The 14,764-nt window shown below is 54.4% G+C and carries 14 protein-coding genes, 2 tRNA genes and 1 pseudogene; 12 read left to right on the forward strand and 5 right to left on the reverse strand.

What is annotated here, in order from left to right; translation table 11 throughout:
- Positions 1-49: 49 nt before the first annotated feature.
- Together AC3Y7R_RS09130 and AC3Y7R_RS09135 are read right to left on the reverse strand one after the other, a co-directional pair.
- On the reverse strand, positions 50-1,492 hold the full coding sequence (locus AC3Y7R_RS09130; RefSeq protein WP_490041727.1) for an NAD-dependent succinate-semialdehyde dehydrogenase: 1,443 nt from the start codon (positions 1,490-1,492) through the stop codon (positions 50-52).
- Positions 1,493-1,498: 6 nt separating this feature from the next.
- A complete protein-coding gene (locus tag AC3Y7R_RS09135; RefSeq protein WP_490041728.1) occupies positions 1,499-2,485 on the reverse strand; it encodes an aldose epimerase family protein in 987 nt (328 codons plus the stop codon).
- Between the two features lie 177 nt (positions 2,486-2,662).
- Here AC3Y7R_RS09135 and AC3Y7R_RS09140 point away from each other — a divergent pair, with 177 nt between their 5' ends.
- From AC3Y7R_RS09140 to AC3Y7R_RS09155, 4 genes are read left to right on the forward strand one after another with little or no spacing between them, the layout of a single operon-like run.
- On the forward strand, positions 2,663-2,947 hold the full coding sequence (locus AC3Y7R_RS09140) for an SDR family NAD(P)-dependent oxidoreductase (protein ID WP_490041729.1): 285 nt from the start codon (positions 2,663-2,665) through the stop codon (positions 2,945-2,947).
- Positions 2,947-3,855: a 2-dehydro-3-deoxygalactonokinase gene (locus tag AC3Y7R_RS09145; protein ID WP_490041730.1), complete on the forward strand. Its 909-nt coding sequence runs from the start codon at positions 2,947-2,949 to the stop codon at positions 3,853-3,855. The genes AC3Y7R_RS09140 and AC3Y7R_RS09145 overlap by 1 nt, the downstream gene beginning before the upstream one ends.
- A complete protein-coding gene (locus AC3Y7R_RS09150) occupies positions 3,852-4,457 on the forward strand; it encodes a 2-dehydro-3-deoxy-6-phosphogalactonate aldolase (protein ID WP_490041731.1) in 606 nt (201 codons plus the stop codon). Before AC3Y7R_RS09145 ends, AC3Y7R_RS09150 begins: the two co-directional genes overlap by 4 nt.
- Entirely contained in the window at positions 4,454-5,305 is an 852-nt protein-coding gene (locus AC3Y7R_RS09155) for an SMP-30/gluconolactonase/LRE family protein (RefSeq protein WP_490041732.1), read from the forward strand. Before AC3Y7R_RS09150 ends, AC3Y7R_RS09155 begins: the two co-directional genes overlap by 4 nt.
- Before the next feature lie 39 nt (positions 5,306-5,344).
- Here the strand turns inward: AC3Y7R_RS09155 and AC3Y7R_RS09160 are convergent.
- Positions 5,345-5,421 (reverse strand) — tRNA-Met (locus AC3Y7R_RS09160).
- Between the two features lie 111 nt (positions 5,422-5,532).
- On the opposite strand from AC3Y7R_RS09160, the gene AC3Y7R_RS09165 reads away from it, so the two are divergent.
- Positions 5,533-6,948: an FAD-binding oxidoreductase gene (locus AC3Y7R_RS09165; RefSeq protein WP_490041733.1), complete on the forward strand. Its 1,416-nt coding sequence runs from the start codon at positions 5,533-5,535 to the stop codon at positions 6,946-6,948.
- A 119-nt stretch (positions 6,949-7,067) separates the two neighbouring features.
- Here AC3Y7R_RS09165 and AC3Y7R_RS09170 read toward each other — a convergent pair.
- Positions 7,068-7,405 (reverse strand): annotated as a pseudogene (locus AC3Y7R_RS09170) (transposase); the annotation flags it as partial.
- Positions 7,406-7,596: 191 nt separating this feature from the next.
- Between AC3Y7R_RS09170 and AC3Y7R_RS09175 the strand changes: the two are divergent.
- The 6 genes from AC3Y7R_RS09175 (at position 7,597) to AC3Y7R_RS09200 (ending at position 13,516) form a co-directional block, all read left to right on the forward strand.
- A complete protein-coding gene (locus AC3Y7R_RS09175; protein WP_490041734.1) occupies positions 7,597-9,471 on the forward strand; it encodes a polysaccharide biosynthesis protein in 1,875 nt (624 codons plus the stop codon).
- A 51-nt stretch (positions 9,472-9,522) separates the two neighbouring features.
- Positions 9,523-10,362, forward strand: coding sequence for an NAD-dependent epimerase/dehydratase family protein (locus AC3Y7R_RS09180; protein WP_490042015.1), 840 nt, complete (start codon positions 9,523-9,525; stop codon positions 10,360-10,362).
- Positions 10,359-10,952, forward strand: a complete 594-nt coding sequence (locus AC3Y7R_RS09185; protein WP_490041735.1) for a sugar transferase — start codon at positions 10,359-10,361, stop codon at positions 10,950-10,952. Before AC3Y7R_RS09180 ends, AC3Y7R_RS09185 begins: the two co-directional genes overlap by 4 nt.
- 123 nt (positions 10,953-11,075) lie before the next feature.
- Positions 11,076-12,413, forward strand: a complete 1,338-nt coding sequence (locus AC3Y7R_RS09190; protein ID WP_490041736.1) for a UDP-glucose dehydrogenase family protein — start codon at positions 11,076-11,078, stop codon at positions 12,411-12,413.
- A gap of 71 nt (positions 12,414-12,484) precedes the next feature.
- Complete coding sequence (locus AC3Y7R_RS09195; protein ID WP_490041737.1) at positions 12,485-12,661, forward strand: PLD nuclease N-terminal domain-containing protein; 177 nt, start codon at positions 12,485-12,487, stop codon at positions 12,659-12,661.
- On the forward strand, positions 12,662-13,516 hold the full coding sequence (locus AC3Y7R_RS09200; protein WP_490041738.1) for a YihY/virulence factor BrkB family protein: 855 nt from the start codon (positions 12,662-12,664) through the stop codon (positions 13,514-13,516).
- A gap of 9 nt (positions 13,517-13,525) precedes the next feature.
- On the opposite strand, the gene AC3Y7R_RS09205 is transcribed toward AC3Y7R_RS09200, so the two are convergent.
- On the reverse strand, positions 13,526-14,575 hold the full coding sequence (locus AC3Y7R_RS09205; RefSeq protein ID WP_490041739.1) for a LacI family DNA-binding transcriptional regulator: 1,050 nt from the start codon (positions 14,573-14,575) through the stop codon (positions 13,526-13,528).
- Positions 14,576-14,684: 109 nt separating this feature from the next.
- Here AC3Y7R_RS09205 and AC3Y7R_RS09210 point away from each other — a divergent pair.
- Positions 14,685-14,761: transfer RNA gene (locus tag AC3Y7R_RS09210), tRNA-Arg, on the forward strand.
- Positions 14,762-14,764 lie beyond the last annotated feature (3 nt).

A 14,764-nucleotide genomic window follows, 5' to 3' on the forward strand; every position in this document is an offset into this window, starting at 1 on the left:
ACAGCCGCGCCCCTTCTTTGTTCTTAAAAATACGGAATCTCGCACCCGATCAAAAGTCCACCGCCGTGTATTTGGTGTCCATATAATCCTCCAACCCCTGCGAGCCGCCCTCTTTGCCAAGCCCGCTTTCCTTCATCCCGCCAAACGGGGCTTCAACTGTAGTAATCAGCCCCGAATTGATCCCGATCATGCCATATTGCAGCTTTTCATTAAGCCTAAAGACCCGCCCCAAATCGCGGGTATAGGCATAAGACGCCAACCCGAAATCCGTGTCATTCGCCCATGCAATCGCATCATCCTCATTCACAAACCGGAACACCGGAGCCAATGGCCCGAAGATCTCCTCCCGAGCAAAGCTCATGTCCTGCGTAGCCTCGGTCACAATCGTCGGCTCGAAGAAGCTGCGACCATTGCCGTGCCGCGCACCACCCGTAACGACCTTACCGCCCTTAGACACCGCATCCGCGACGAAAGCTTCAACTTTTTCAACGGCCTCCATGTCAATCAACGGCCCTTGTTCAACCCCTGCCTCGCGACCATCACCGACCTTCATCTTCTCAACCGCAACCTTCAGCTTGGCTACGAATTCGTCGTACACACCGTCTTGCACATAAATCCGGTTAGCGCAGACACAGGTCTGGCCAGAGTTGCGAAATTTAGACACCATCGCGCCCTGTACCGCTGCGTCCACATCGGCGTCATCGAACACCAAAAACGGGGCGTTTCCGCCCAACTCCATCGACACTTTCTTCACCGTCGCAGCCGATTGCCGGATCAATTCCTTGCCCACTTCAGTCGAGCCGGTGAACGTCACCTTGCGCACCCGCGCGTCTTCCATAATCGCACCACCAATGGCGCGCGCTGAGCCCGTCACCACGTTGACAGCACCTGCCGGATAACCCGCCTCTTCGGCCAGCGCACCCCATGCCAAGCCGCTGTATGGCGTCGCACTCGCAGGCTTCGCAATCACCGTGCATCCCACAGCCAACGCAGGCGCAATTTTGCGCGCCAACATCGACGACGGGAAGTTCCACGGCGTGATCATGCCCACCACGCCCACGGGGTGTTTCGTCACCAAAAAGCGGCGCCCATTCGTTGGTGCGGGCACAATCTCGCCCTTAGCGCGGCGCACTTCTTCGGCGAACCAGCGCACATAGGCCGCGCCAATCCCAATCTCCCCCATCGCCTCGGCCAAGGGTTTGCCCATCTCGACTGTCAATAATTCCGCCAGCGATTTTTGGTTATCCATCAACGCATCATGCAACTTCCACAACAGCCCGACCCGCTCCATCAACGCCATGCCCGCCATGGTGTCGAATGCACCATGAGCCGCATCAATCGCGCGCTTGGTTTCCGCCTCGCCGCAGGCTGGCACCGTGCCAATCACTTCCCCCGTGGCGGGGTTGGTCACGTCCAATGTTTTGCCACTGTCCGCACCGACCCACGCGCCGTTGATAAAATTGGCCTGCTTCATGTATTTCGTATAGCTCATAGCGACTTACCTTTTGGAAAACGCAAACTGCGTGTGTTGTTTGTAGGTCTCACCGGGGCGCAAAACCGCGCTTGGGAACCCGTTGTGATTAATTGCATCCGGCCAGACTTGAGGCTCCAATGCAAGCCCCGCATTTGCCCCGTATTGCCGCCCGCCAAGCCCAGGCGGCGCGATGTCCAATTTAAAGCCATCATAGACCTGCAACCCCGCCTCGCTGCTGCACACTTCCATCGCAACCCCCGACAGGCTAGATCGTAGCGATCCGATCCGGCGCAGCCCTTGGCGCGTGTCTGAAAGGCATAGATTATGGTCGATAAATACGTCGTCATAAATAGGGCGCTCGGCGCGGAAATCATAACGCGTGCCACTCACATCGCGGCTTTCCCCTGTCGGAATAAACCCGTCATCCACCACCGTCATCCGATCCGCATCCACCTGCATCAGGTGATCACGCGTCGTCGCCCCCCCGTCCAAATTCCAATAGGTATGGTGGGCAAAATTGCACAGCGTCGGGGCATCGGTCTCGGCCTCTAGGCGCACGTCAAACACCCCATCTGCGAGGCAGGCATAAGTACAGCGCACGACCATATTTCCCGGATAGCCCATCTCCCCGTCAGCCAAATCTATGCGCAATGTAATCCGGTCCTTCGCCGCAACCTCAACCGTCCAATTTCGCTTGCCCGTGCCTTTCGCGCCGCCATGCAAATGGTGGCGGCTTTGGAAGTTTTGATCCACTTGATACGCTTTGCCATCCAGCTCGAACCGCCCCTCGCCGATCCGGTTCGCACAGCGCCCGGCAATCGCGCCAAAGTATGGGCTGTCCATTAGGTAGGGGGCAAATTCCTCAAACCCCAGAACCAGCGGCGCCTCATGCCCGTCCAGTCGCAAATCCTGCAACACCGCGCCATAAGACAGCACATGCGCCACCAACCCGCCGCCCTCAATCCGGTGCCGCTCAACCGCTGCGCCATCTGGCATCACTCCGAAGCTCATTTTGATTGTCCCTCAAATTCCGACCGTTCCGCGCACACCAAAGCCGACACAGCGCCGTCGCGCAAGCATTCACCAGCGCCATTCGCTCAAAAACACTTGCCGCGAAATTATGAAACGTACAACCTGCACAAAATACGGTACACGCCGTACACCACGTACAAAATATCCGAGGTTTCGATGACCAAACTCGCCACATTCCATGACTTACAGGGCACGTCCGTTTTCATCACGGGCCGCGGCCCGATCACCACATTGGTTAACAACGCCGCTAATGATAACCGCCACACCACCCAAGACGTCAGCAGCAATTTCTTCGACGAGATGATCGCAATCAACCTCAAGGCTTACTTTTTTGCCAGCCAAGCTGTTGTTCCTTATGTGGAAGAAGTTGGCTCCGGCACATCAAGAATGATGACAGGGCAAGCCTTACTCATTGACGGCGGCGTGGTGGTAACTGGTTGATGTCAAATGATTTAACATACCCCGACTGGATTGCCGTTGATTGGGGGACCTCCAATCTTCGGGTTTGGGCAATGACTTCTGAGGGCGAGGTTTTGGCCGAGAACGGCTCGGATCAAGGCATGTCCAGCCTTGCCCCAGATGAGTTTGAAGTCACCCTACTTTCGCACATTGCCCCATGGCTAAAAACCGGACAAACCCCTGTTATTGCTTGTGGAATGGTCGGTGCACGGCAAGGTTGGTCCGAGGCCCCTTACCGTGCGGTTCCCACAACCCCGCTTGGCGACCTCCACGCGGTCCCTTGCAAAGACAGCCGCATTTCGATGCACATTCTACCTGGCCTAAAGCAAGAAAAATCAGCCGATGTGATGCGCGGCGAAGAGGTCCAAATCGCAGGCTTCCTTGCTGGTAACCCTGAGTTTGACGGCATCCTCTGCCTGCCCGGGACCCACACCAAATGGGCGCATATAAGCGCCGGAGAAATTGTTTCTTTTCAAACCTTTATGACTGGAGAGTTGTTTGACTTACTCAGTCATAAATCAGTCCTGCGCCACTCCATTGGTGATGGCAGGGCCCTTGATCAGCTGGCGTTTTCTTCCGCCATTTCCGACACCATCAGTCGCCCCGAGGCTATCGCCACCCAACTATTTAAAATTCGGGCCGTAGACCTGTTGCACGGTGCCTCGCCCTCTGTGTCCCGCGCCCGCTTGTCCGGTTTGCTGCTTGGCCTAGAGCTCGCCGCCGCACGCCCCTATTGGTTGGGTCAGGAAATCGCCCTTATAGGGGAGCCAGCACTGAACATGCTCTACGCAAAAGCATTGTCAGATCAAGGGGTTGAGCCAACACAACACGAGGTCCACGTAATGACCCTTAACGGCCTAACCGCTGCTTATCAGGAGTTTTCTCAATGAGCCGTTCTCTAATTGCCATCCTACGCGGAATCACGCCAGAGGAGGCTTTGCCGATTTGCGAAGCCTTGATCGACGCTGGCATTGACCACATCGAGGTTCCTCTGAACTCTCCGGACCCGTTTGACAGCATTGGCAGAATGGTGAAAACTTTTGGCAATCAAGCCCTTATAGGGGCTGGCACAGTACTGACCCCCGGTGATGTGGCCGGTGTCGCCGCCGTGGGCGGCAAGCTCATCGTGTCACCGAATGCGGATCCAGATGTCATTGCGGCGAGCCTAAAGGCAGGCCTACAAAGCTGGCCCGGCGTACTCACCCCGACCGAGATGTTCGCGGCCCTAAAAGCCGGTGCGACAGGCCTTAAAATCTTTCCCGCGTTCAAGCTGGGCACCGACGGGTTGCAGGCCATCCGCGCGGTTCTTCCACCTGCCACGCAAGTCTATGCGGTCGGCGGCGTTGGGCCCAATGAATTCGCCGCTTGGAGGTCTGCCGGCGCAGATGGGTTTGGCATTGGATCGGCCCTCTACGCTCCGGGACGGAGCGCCGCAGACGTAAAATCCGCCGCCCTAGATTTGGTTGCAGCCTATGATGCGGCCTTTAAATGAGCGCCCGCATTCATGACGCTCGTAGATGTGTTCTTGGCGAGGGGCTCTTTTGGCACCCTACGCTTAACAAATTGTTTTGGTGCGATATTATCAGCTCTCGGCTGCTCTGCGATGATGGCAGAGAATGGCAGTTTGACGAGCATATTTCAGCCATAGGTTGGGTTTCTGACACCTTACTTTTTCTGGCCAGCGAAACCGCCCTATTCACCTTTTGCCTCGCAACCGAGGAGCGCACCACCCTTTGCCAGTTGGAAGCCCTTGACCCCAGCACCCGCTCCAATGACGGTCGTGCAGACCCGCAAGGCGGCTTCTGGATCGGAACTATGGGCAAAGAAGCCGAGGTGGATGCAGGCGCAATTTATCGGTTCTACAAAGGCGAATTGCGTCGTCTGTTTGCCCCGATCACCATCTCCAACGCGATCTGTTTTACCCCCGATGGAAGCTACGCCTATTTCACCGATACCTATTACGCCCGCGTCATGCAGGTCCCGCTAGACCAAGACGGCTGGCCCTGCGCCGTGCCTGAACGGTTCTTGGACCTGAGCGAGCAGGGCCTAAACCCCGACGGCGCGGTCACCACCGCTGACGGTGGCGTGCTGATCGCCCAGTGGGGGGCCGCACGAGTGGCGCTCTATGCGCCGGATGGCACGTTGCGCGACGTTTTCGCCATGCCCACCGACAACATTACCTGTCCGGCTTTGGGTGGTGAAAATCTATCGACGCTTTTTGCAACCTCTGCGCAGCAAGGCTTGTCCCCGGCAAAACGGCTGATGCAACCCGATGCGGGCAAAACTTTTGCAATCGCGACGCGCCTAACCGGGCTGCCCGCGCCACAGATTATCTTATAAGCCCAAACGGCAATTCATTAAGTAAATTAAGGGAAGTATTGGTGGCGTGAGGTGGACTTGAACCACCGACCTAACGATTATGAGTCGTTCGCTCTAACCAACTGAGCTACCACGCCAATGGGCGGGGGATATTAAAGCCAGCCATCGGGGTCAAGCGGGAATCTTTTGTTTTTGACTTGCCATTGTCGCCTTGCGGGTAGAACTTCCCGTCAAAGACGGAGATTACCATGACATTATTGAATAAATTACGCGACATCGTGGGCAGCACCCATGTTCTAATCGAGGCTGATACCGCCAAATATGATCATGACTGGACCGGCAAATATGTGGCAACGCCCATTGCCGTTGTGCGCCCTGGCTCTACCCAGGAAGCCAGTGAGGTGGTCAAGGCCTGCGCGGCCTCCAAGACGCCGATCGTGCCCGTGTCGGGCAACACGTCACTGGCGGGCGGCACCTATGGCAAAGACGCGGTAATGATCTCGGTCGAGCGGCTAAACACTATTCGCGAAATTCGCCCCGAAGCACGGATTGCCATCGTTGGTGCGGGGGCGATTTTGTCGTCAATCCATGACGCCGCAGACGCGCATGATCTGGTGTTCCCCCTGACGTTCGGGGCCAAGGGATCCGCGATGATCGGCGGCGCGCTCAGCACCAATGCAGGTGGCTCGAACGTGCTGCGTTATGGCTCCACGCGGGGCCTGTGTTTGGGCTTGGAAGTGGTGATGCCGGACGGGCAAATCATGAACCTGATGAGCGAATTGCACAAAGACAACTCCGGCTATGACCTTAAGGGGTTGATGATTGGGGCCGAGGGGACATTGGGTCTGATCACCTCCGCCGTGGTCAAATTATTTCCAAAGCCGCGCGCCTATGCAACGGCCATGGTTGCGGTGCCAACGCTGCCCGATGCACTGACTTTGCTGCATAGCTTGCAAGAGGTGACAGGCGGTAATGTCGAAGCATTTGAATACATGGATGCGCAATATATCGGTGACTATTTAACTATGTTCCCGAGCGCGCGTCCCCCCTTTGCGGAACACCACGCCGTTAACATTATGGTCGAGGTCGGCGTAACCGCACCGCACCTGTCTAGCGTTCAAGAAGATGGCACGATTCCTGTCGTCACCATGCTGGAGGAGGCCTTGGTAACAATGATGGAAGGCGGACAGATACTAGATGCCGTCGTTGCTCAAAACGAGGCGCAACGCCGCGAGATGTGGGAACGCCGCGAAGCGGCGGGCGAGGTGATGTTGATACGTAGCCCCATGATCAACAACGACATTTGCGTCCCTGTCGACAAGGTTTCCGACTTCATTGATCAAGTAAATTTGCGGCTCGCAGAGCGCGATGAAGGAGCGATACAATGCTCGATCAGCCATTTGGGCGATGGCAATGTTCATTTGCTGATCACGCCCACCAAAGGCGATGCGCAGCACATCGATATGCTGACTGAAATGGTTGAGGATATCACCCTGGGCCTTGGCGGCAGTTTTTCAGCAGAGCATGGGATCGGGTTGACTAAGAAGCCGTCGATGGCGCGGCGCAAGGATAAGGTGGCGCTGGCTGTTATGCGTTCAGTGAAGGCGGCAATAGACCCCGACAACATTATGAATCCGGGGAAAGTTTTACCAGCGACGGACTGAGCTTAGGATCGCCGCGCGGCTTTGTTGCACAAATCGGTTGAAAGGCGAGTTTCCCCCTTCCCAAAACGGACTTATCCTACTGGCTCTGTTACAAGTATGCCAAGAGCGGTGTAGCGGTTAAGGACGGCATGGGCACCACCATCGTGGCGCTTTCGCGTGTCACAAACCCCGACTGCGGCCACAGAGCCAATGTTCTGATCGTCGGGGATTTGTTCAACAACTCAGGCAACATGAGCGCGTTACCCACATTGTTGGTCGTGACTTCGACGACCCGAACTTCCAGCGTTTCTTCGTCGATACCTATGTGTATCTTGCGCCATATACGCCATTTGGGGCCGCCATGCTTGCGGGCATTCCACTCTCCTTCACCTTCTGACTTAATACCGGTGCAGTCGATAAGAAGATTTAGCGGGCCAGTGCTGCCGCGATACGGCAGATTCACGTTTAGCACCTTTTGGCAAAGCTCTGCATCATTGGTTGCGATATGAACCCACAACCAAGTTACCATGTGTGGCAAGATCACGCCGCTCTCCTTTGTAGTTACGGCTTGGGTGCTTGCTATGCATGTTAGTTTTGCGATAATTTCGACCATACCTCCGAGTGACCCGTTATTTTTGCAGGACTCAGGTGGCAAAGGAATGCCGGTTAATGCTTGATTTTCTTGTAAAATTACCTCGACCGATTAAGCGGGCTATTCTCTTAATTACTGATGTTGCCTTGGTGCCTGTAAGCCTTTTTGGGGCACTAATGTTGCTGTTTGACTTGGTTGACCAACTGAAAGTCACCCAGAAATCACTACCCCTTTTTGCCCTTTTACCATTACTTTTGGCACCGTTTTTTCTGTTCATTGGATTAAACCGCATTAAACTTTTAGCCTTTGATGTCCACGACATGAGACGTGGGGCATTGGCTGCTCTGTCCGTTGTCACGGCAGCAATTACGGTGAATTACCTGCTTGGGCTAGCGATGCCCAAGTCTGCGCTTATGTTGGTTGGGCCAGTATTTTTAGTGCTTCATCTGGGAATTCGGACGATAGGTCGAAACCTAATGATGCGGCAATTGAATAACGGGGCAGGAAGAATTCCAGTGGCAATTTATGGTGCAGGTTCTGCTGGCGTCCAATTGCTTGCGGCGCTTCGCCAAGATTACCAGATGCGGCCTGTTACCTTCGTGGACGACAATGTTGTGCTACAATCCATGACCGTGTCTGGAATGTCAGTGTGCTCTAGAGGGCATCTAGAAACGTTGGTTAAAGATAAGAAAGTACAACGCATTCTGCTTGCCATGCCCTCGGTTTCTGGCGCGAAAATGACGAACCTGATTGAGGAGCTTTCTGCGATTGGCTGCGAAGTTCATGCATTGCCATCATACGGGGAATTGGTTGAGGGGAGCGGGCTTGCTGGCAATTTGAGGCCAGTTACCCCTGATCGCCTTTTGGGGCGTGATAAAGTAGACCTCGAAACGCCAGAAGTAGCACGCGCCTATGCAGGACGTCGGGTTCTGGTGACAGGTGCTGGGGGGTCTATTGGCTCTGAGCTGTGTCGCCAAATACTGCTGTGTCGACCAGAGCGCCTAACCTTGGTCGATCACTCAGAATACGCACTCTATACAGTCTCACGCGAGCTTGCTCCGATTGCACTGCATCATGATGTGGAGCTCGTGACGCGGCTGGGGTCAGTTTGTGATCGTGATCGCATGACTCAGGTAATGACTGAATCTGATACCGATATTGTCCTGTTCGCAGCCGCCTATAAACATGTTCCTTTAGTAGAGGAAAATGAGACCGAGGGCCTGCGCAACAATTTGTTCGGAACCCTCACCACCGCTGAGGCAGCTCAGGATGCCAATGTGGAGCGGTTCATCCTTGTGTCCACGGATAAAGCCGTGCGTCCGACCAATATAATGGGCGCCAGTAAGCGCCTGGCTGAGTTGGCCATACAAGACTTACAAACCCGCTCCGATACTAAGTTTGCGATGGTTCGTTTCGGCAATGTTTTGGGCTCCTCTGGCTCGGTGATACCACTGTTTCAGGAACAAATTTCTGCTGGGGGACCAATCACGCTTACCCACGAAAAGATCACGCGGTATTTCATGACGATATCCGAGGCCGCGCGGCTAGTTCTTTTAGCGGGTGCATATGCCACTGGTGGCGATGTGTTCGTTCTGGATATGGGCGAGCCGGTGAATATCAATGATCTTGCCCGCCGCATGGTTGAGCTAACAGGCCTAACTGTGCGCGATGAGAATAACCCGCACGGTGACATCGAAATACAAACAGTGGGCCTACGCCCCGGGGAAAAACTTTACGAGGAGCTCCTTATTGGCAACAATATCTTGCCAACCCCACATGAGAAAATCATGCGCGCTGAAGAAAACAAGCTCTCTCAGATTGAAATGGCCCGGATACTTAAACAAATTCGAGAGGCTCTTGTGGCCCATGACCCCGAAGCGCTACGTCGGATTATCTCGAACGGTGTCGTTGGGTTTCACGCTTCTTCAGAAGGGCTAAATGACGTTGTCTGACGCCAGCAGAATTGAATGATCAAGGACGCGTCTAAAGCATCTTGGTTGCTGATGGGTGCCAGTGGTCGCGTTGGGCACCTGCTTAGCACCCATTGGGCGCAAAACCCCGCGTCGCACCCTATTCTAACCCATTCGAGAGGCACGAGGCATGACTTTTCTTGGTCGCCTGTGGATGAGGGAGCTGCCCCATTAAGCCGGTTTGTTGAAGAGCATGAGCGCATAGATGCAATCGTTGCAATGATAGGTGCTACCCCATCAACAAGCGGAGAGATGAGTGAAACGGTACAGCTTGCTCGCTCGGTAATTGAGGCGGCAAAAAAGGCTAATATTAAGCGTGTTTTGCTCGCATCATCCTCAGCAGTCTACGCGCCGGGGGAAGGTTTGAGCGAGAGCAATAACACAGCACCAACCAGCCTATATGGCCAAGTCAAAATGGCAATGGAGCGCGCTGTCACACATGAAAATAGCAGCCCGAATGTCTGCTGTTTGCGCATTGGGAACGTGGCTGGTGCAGATGCGCTTTTAGGCCGTGTGAATGATGTGTCTATACGTCATCCTATGCAACTGGATCAGTTCCCCGACGGCCAAGGCCCATTTCGATCCTATATTGGCCCATCTCAATTGGCACGATGCGTGGAGGCCCTTCTAGAGCATCCGGCCCCGCTACCTCCCGTACTAAATTGCGCAGCTGCCCACCCTGTAGCCATGGTTGATCTAGCTCAAGCAGCAAACCTGTCGTGGGCTTGGCAACCAGCCCCTAAAGAGCGATATTCGACACAGCGCATTACCCTCGATTGCTCAAGGCTGTCTCATCTTATCGGCGCGGGTATGCTTGCTGCCTCACCTGAAGCCATGGTAACGGAGTTGCGCAATTTGGGGGCGCTGTCTTGACCACATCTAAACGACTATTTGACCTCGCCGCATTGCTGCTGCTCGGGCTGATTTTACTGCCTGTCATTGTGATAACGGGTTTGGTGGCTTTGGTGCTGGACGGGCGCCCGGTCTTTTATTTAGCGGAGCGGATGAAAACCCCGACCAAATCGTTTCGACTGGTTAAATTCCGCACCATGACGACAGCCGATGAAGACCAAGGCGTATCAGGTGCCAACAAGGCGCATCGGGTGACACGCACAGGTGCTATGATGCGCCGCGCCCGCCTTGATGAAATTCCACAGCTATGGAATGTTTTGGTTGGCGATATTAGCTTTGTTGGCCCCCGCCCTCCCTTACGTGAATATGTTGAACGGCACCCCGAGACTTATGCGCAAGTTCTAAAAAATCGTCCCGGAATTACCGGATTGGCATCCATTAAATTCCATCGTCACGAGGAATTGTTGCTGGCGCAATGCACCACCCCGAAGGAAACGGATGAGGTATACGTCAGGCGCTGCATTCCCCGCAAAGCACATTTCGATTTGATGTATCAGGAAAATCGAAACCTATGCATGGATGCGTGGATCATGGTCAAAACCATCTTCTAAATACGGCCTCTAACATGACGCACAAAGGTCGCAAGAGCGTGGCTACCTGCGCTTGGCCTGCGGCAAATCGTTGACACAAAGACACCGATCTCGCATCCCACAGATAGTAACAAGAGGCAGAGTATGAAAATTGCGATGATCGGCACAGGATATGTCGGGTTGGTATCGGGCGTGTGTTTCTCGGACTTTGGGCATGATGTGGTTTGCGTAGATCGTGACCCCAAAAAGATCGAGATGCTGAACGATGGCCAAGTGCCAATCTACGAGCCGGGTCTTGATGCGTTAATGGCCAAGAACGTGGATGCAGGCCGTCTGTCTTTCACCACGGATTTGCTTGCAGGTATTACCGGGGCTGATGCGGTATTTATCGCCGTAGGCACGCCAACGCGACGCGGCGATGGTCATGCTGACCTCACGTTTGTCTACGCCGCTGCCGAGGATATTGCGCAAGCCTGCATCGCGGCGGGCAATCCCTATACAGTAATTGTGACTAAATCGACGGTACCCTTGGGCACCAATCGCCAAGTAAAACAGGTGGTGCGAAAAACCGCGCCGAGCCTGAAGTTTGACGTGGCCTCCAACCCAGAATTTCTGCGTGAGGGCGCTGCGATTGACGACTTTATGAAGCCTGACCGCGTTGTCGTTGGGGTCCAAACCGACCAAGCCGCCGAGGTGATGGCCGAGATATACCGCCCGCTTTATTTGCGCGACTTCCCCATCCTGACCACGGATCTGGAAAGCGCCGAGATGATCAAATACGCCGCCAACGCATTTTTGGCGACCAAGATCACCTTCATCAATGAGATTGCAGCTTTGTGCGAAAAAACGGGCGCCGACATCAAACAGGTGTCGCGCGGCATGGGGATGGACGGGCGCATTGGCAATAAGTTCCTGCACGCAGGCCCCGGCTATGGCGGCTCTTGCTTCCCGAAAGACACCTCTGCCTTGGCACGGATCGGACAAGAACACGCCGTTCCGATGCAGATTACCGAGACGGTGATGCGGGTGAATGAAGGCATCAAAACCCGAATGATCGAGAAACTCCGCGACCTGTGCGAAGGCTCTTTTAACGGAAAAATCGTGGCGGTTCTTGGCGTGACCTTCAAGCCAAATACGGACGATATGCGCGACGCGCCCTCGTTGACGATTGTGCCTGCGCTGGTTGGTGGCGGGGCCAAGGTTCGCGTGGTCGACCCTCAAGGGGCACGGGAGGGGACGGCGTTACTGCCCGGCGTGAATTGGGTCGATGAGCCGTATAAAGCAGTGCAAAATGCCGATGCTGTCGTCATCTTGACCGAATGGAACGAGTTTCGTGCGCTTGATTTAAAGAAGATGGCCAAGAAGATGGCAACGCCTCGGATGGCAGATTTGCGCAATGTTTATTCCCCCAAAGACGCCAAGCGCGCTGGGTTTGAGGCTTATATCTCGATCGGCCGCCAAGGGTTCAATGCTGCGCAATGACGCCAGCCTTGGTATTTTGCGTACAGATCACTACGTTTAAAATGACCGCGTAACGTACAGGAGCATTTACTATGTTTAACCCCATCATTGGCCTCATTACTTTTGGCTTAGACGTCTGGGCCATTGCGTCGATCTTCAACTCCAAGGTAGAGACCCCACAAAAGGTAATGTGGATCGCACTGGTGCTGATTTTGCCACTTATCGGTTTCCTGATCTGGTACTTTGCCGGCCCGAAGCCCAGTAAATAAATGATCAAGACACTACGCCATTTGCAAGGGGCCTATCGGTTTGGCCGCAATTTGCTGGCCACCATGGATGCGCGTAATTTAGGCCTAATCTCGGCAGGCGTTGCATTCTACGCGATGCTGGCCATTTTCCCCGCGGTAGCCGCGATCATTGCTTTGTGGGGCGTTTTCTTTGATCCCGCGCTGATTGAAGGTCAGGTTGCGATGTTGCAACGCTTTATACCAGCCGATGGGTTTCACCTATTTGAGGCGCAGGTTGATGCACTGATCAATGCAAATGATTCAACTTTAGGCTACACGATGATGGTGTCATTGCTTACGGCCCTATGGTCAACGCGCACAGGGGTTGCAGCTCTCATCCGCGGGCTAAACGCCGTCTACTCCGCCCCACACAGAACGGGCCTAAAACGCGCGTTCTCAGCACTTTTTCTGGCCTTGTGCTTGATGGCAATGTCACTGGTAGCACTGCTTGGCATCGTAGTGTTCCCACTGGTCATAGCGGTCTTCCCTTTAGGCGAGTTGACTGAGAAAACATTTGAAATATGGCGCTGGGTACTGGTTGCCGCGGCTGCCATTTTTGGGCTGGGATTGGTCTATCGTTTTGGGCCTAATCATCAAACTGCACATTTGAAAACCAGCTGGATTTCTCCCGGCGCAATTTTGGCATTAATTATCTGGGGGGCATCGTCGTGGGCATTCTCGCTCTTCTTGGCAAACTTTGGAAAGTATAACGAGGTCTATGGCTCCATCGGGGCCGTCGTGGCGTTATTGATATGGTTCTATATTAGCGCTTGGGTCGTACTGCTGGGGGCTACTTTGAATTGCGAGTTAGCGCGCCGGCGCCACGCTTTGGCATAAAGTTTGCAACTACCGCAAAGTATCGCCGGTTGCGAAAATCGGCGATAGTTCAATCCGTTTTTCATACGTGGCATGGCCCGAGCTATCTGCTTGAGCCGCGATAATCTGCGCGGCAGCCTTACCAATCTCATCCCGGCAACTGTCCATAGTTGCCAGCTTTCGCGGCAAGCCCTCGATCAGGTCGACACCGTTAAAGCCAGCAAGACCCAGTTTTCCGGGCACATCAATGCCAGCCTCCAAGCAATACAAAAGCCCGCCTGCGCCGATCATGTCATTGGAATAATAGAGGAAATCCAAATCCTTGTTCTGCTTTAAAATATTGGCGGTCATCTCACGCCCCTTGCCCAAGGCGGAACCACCGGAGTAATGTTCTTCAGCCGCAAGGCTAAGGCCGTTTTCACGCAAAACGGCCTCAAAGCCCTCAAAGCGCTTACGCGCGCGGTGATCCAGAGGCATCTTTGTGCCAAGAAAGCCGATGTTACGATAGCCGCGTTTGATAATCTCTTTCGCGGTCTCACGTCCGGCACGGGTATGAGAAATGCCAACTGCGGCATCCACGGCCGGGCCGTCGACATCCATAATCTCAACAATTGGAACACCCGCATTTTCCATCATGCGACGTGCAAAATCAGTGTGCTCCAACCCCGCGACAATCAGGCCGGAAGGGCGCCAAGATAGCATCTCGAAGATGACTTTTTCTTCCTTCTCGGGAAGATAATCCGTGACGCCTACAACGGGCTGCAAGGGCGTGTCGTCAAGAACCTTGGAGATCCCCATCATCACTTCTGGGAACACCATATTTGACAGCGACGGGATGATAACCCCAACAAGGTTCACACGGTTTGATGCCAAGGCACCGGCAATCTTGTTGGGCACATATCCAAGCCTGCGCGCGGCCTGCTGGACCTTTTCACGAGTTTTGTCGGAAACTTCACCGCGATTTCGCAAGACGCGACTGACGGTCATCTCACTGACGCCAGACGCCTCGGATACGTCGCGCAGAGTGAGTTGGTGGCGGTAATCAGGGCTGGAGCGTTCGGCCAAAGGATGTCTCGTCATTTAGTGAAGTTAAGGCATGATAGCGCTAATAGTGGCACTCTCCAAGGAGCAACTACAGTGGGCTTTTTGGGTTGCCTGTCAGGCCTGATTCCAGTCATACAGATTTTGTGGTCCCGTGGCTCAACTGGATAGAGCAGCCCCCTCCTAAGGGGCAGGTTATTGGTTCGAATCCAATCGGGATCACCATCC

The sequence above is a fragment of the Litoreibacter sp. genome, assembly GCF_058136045.1.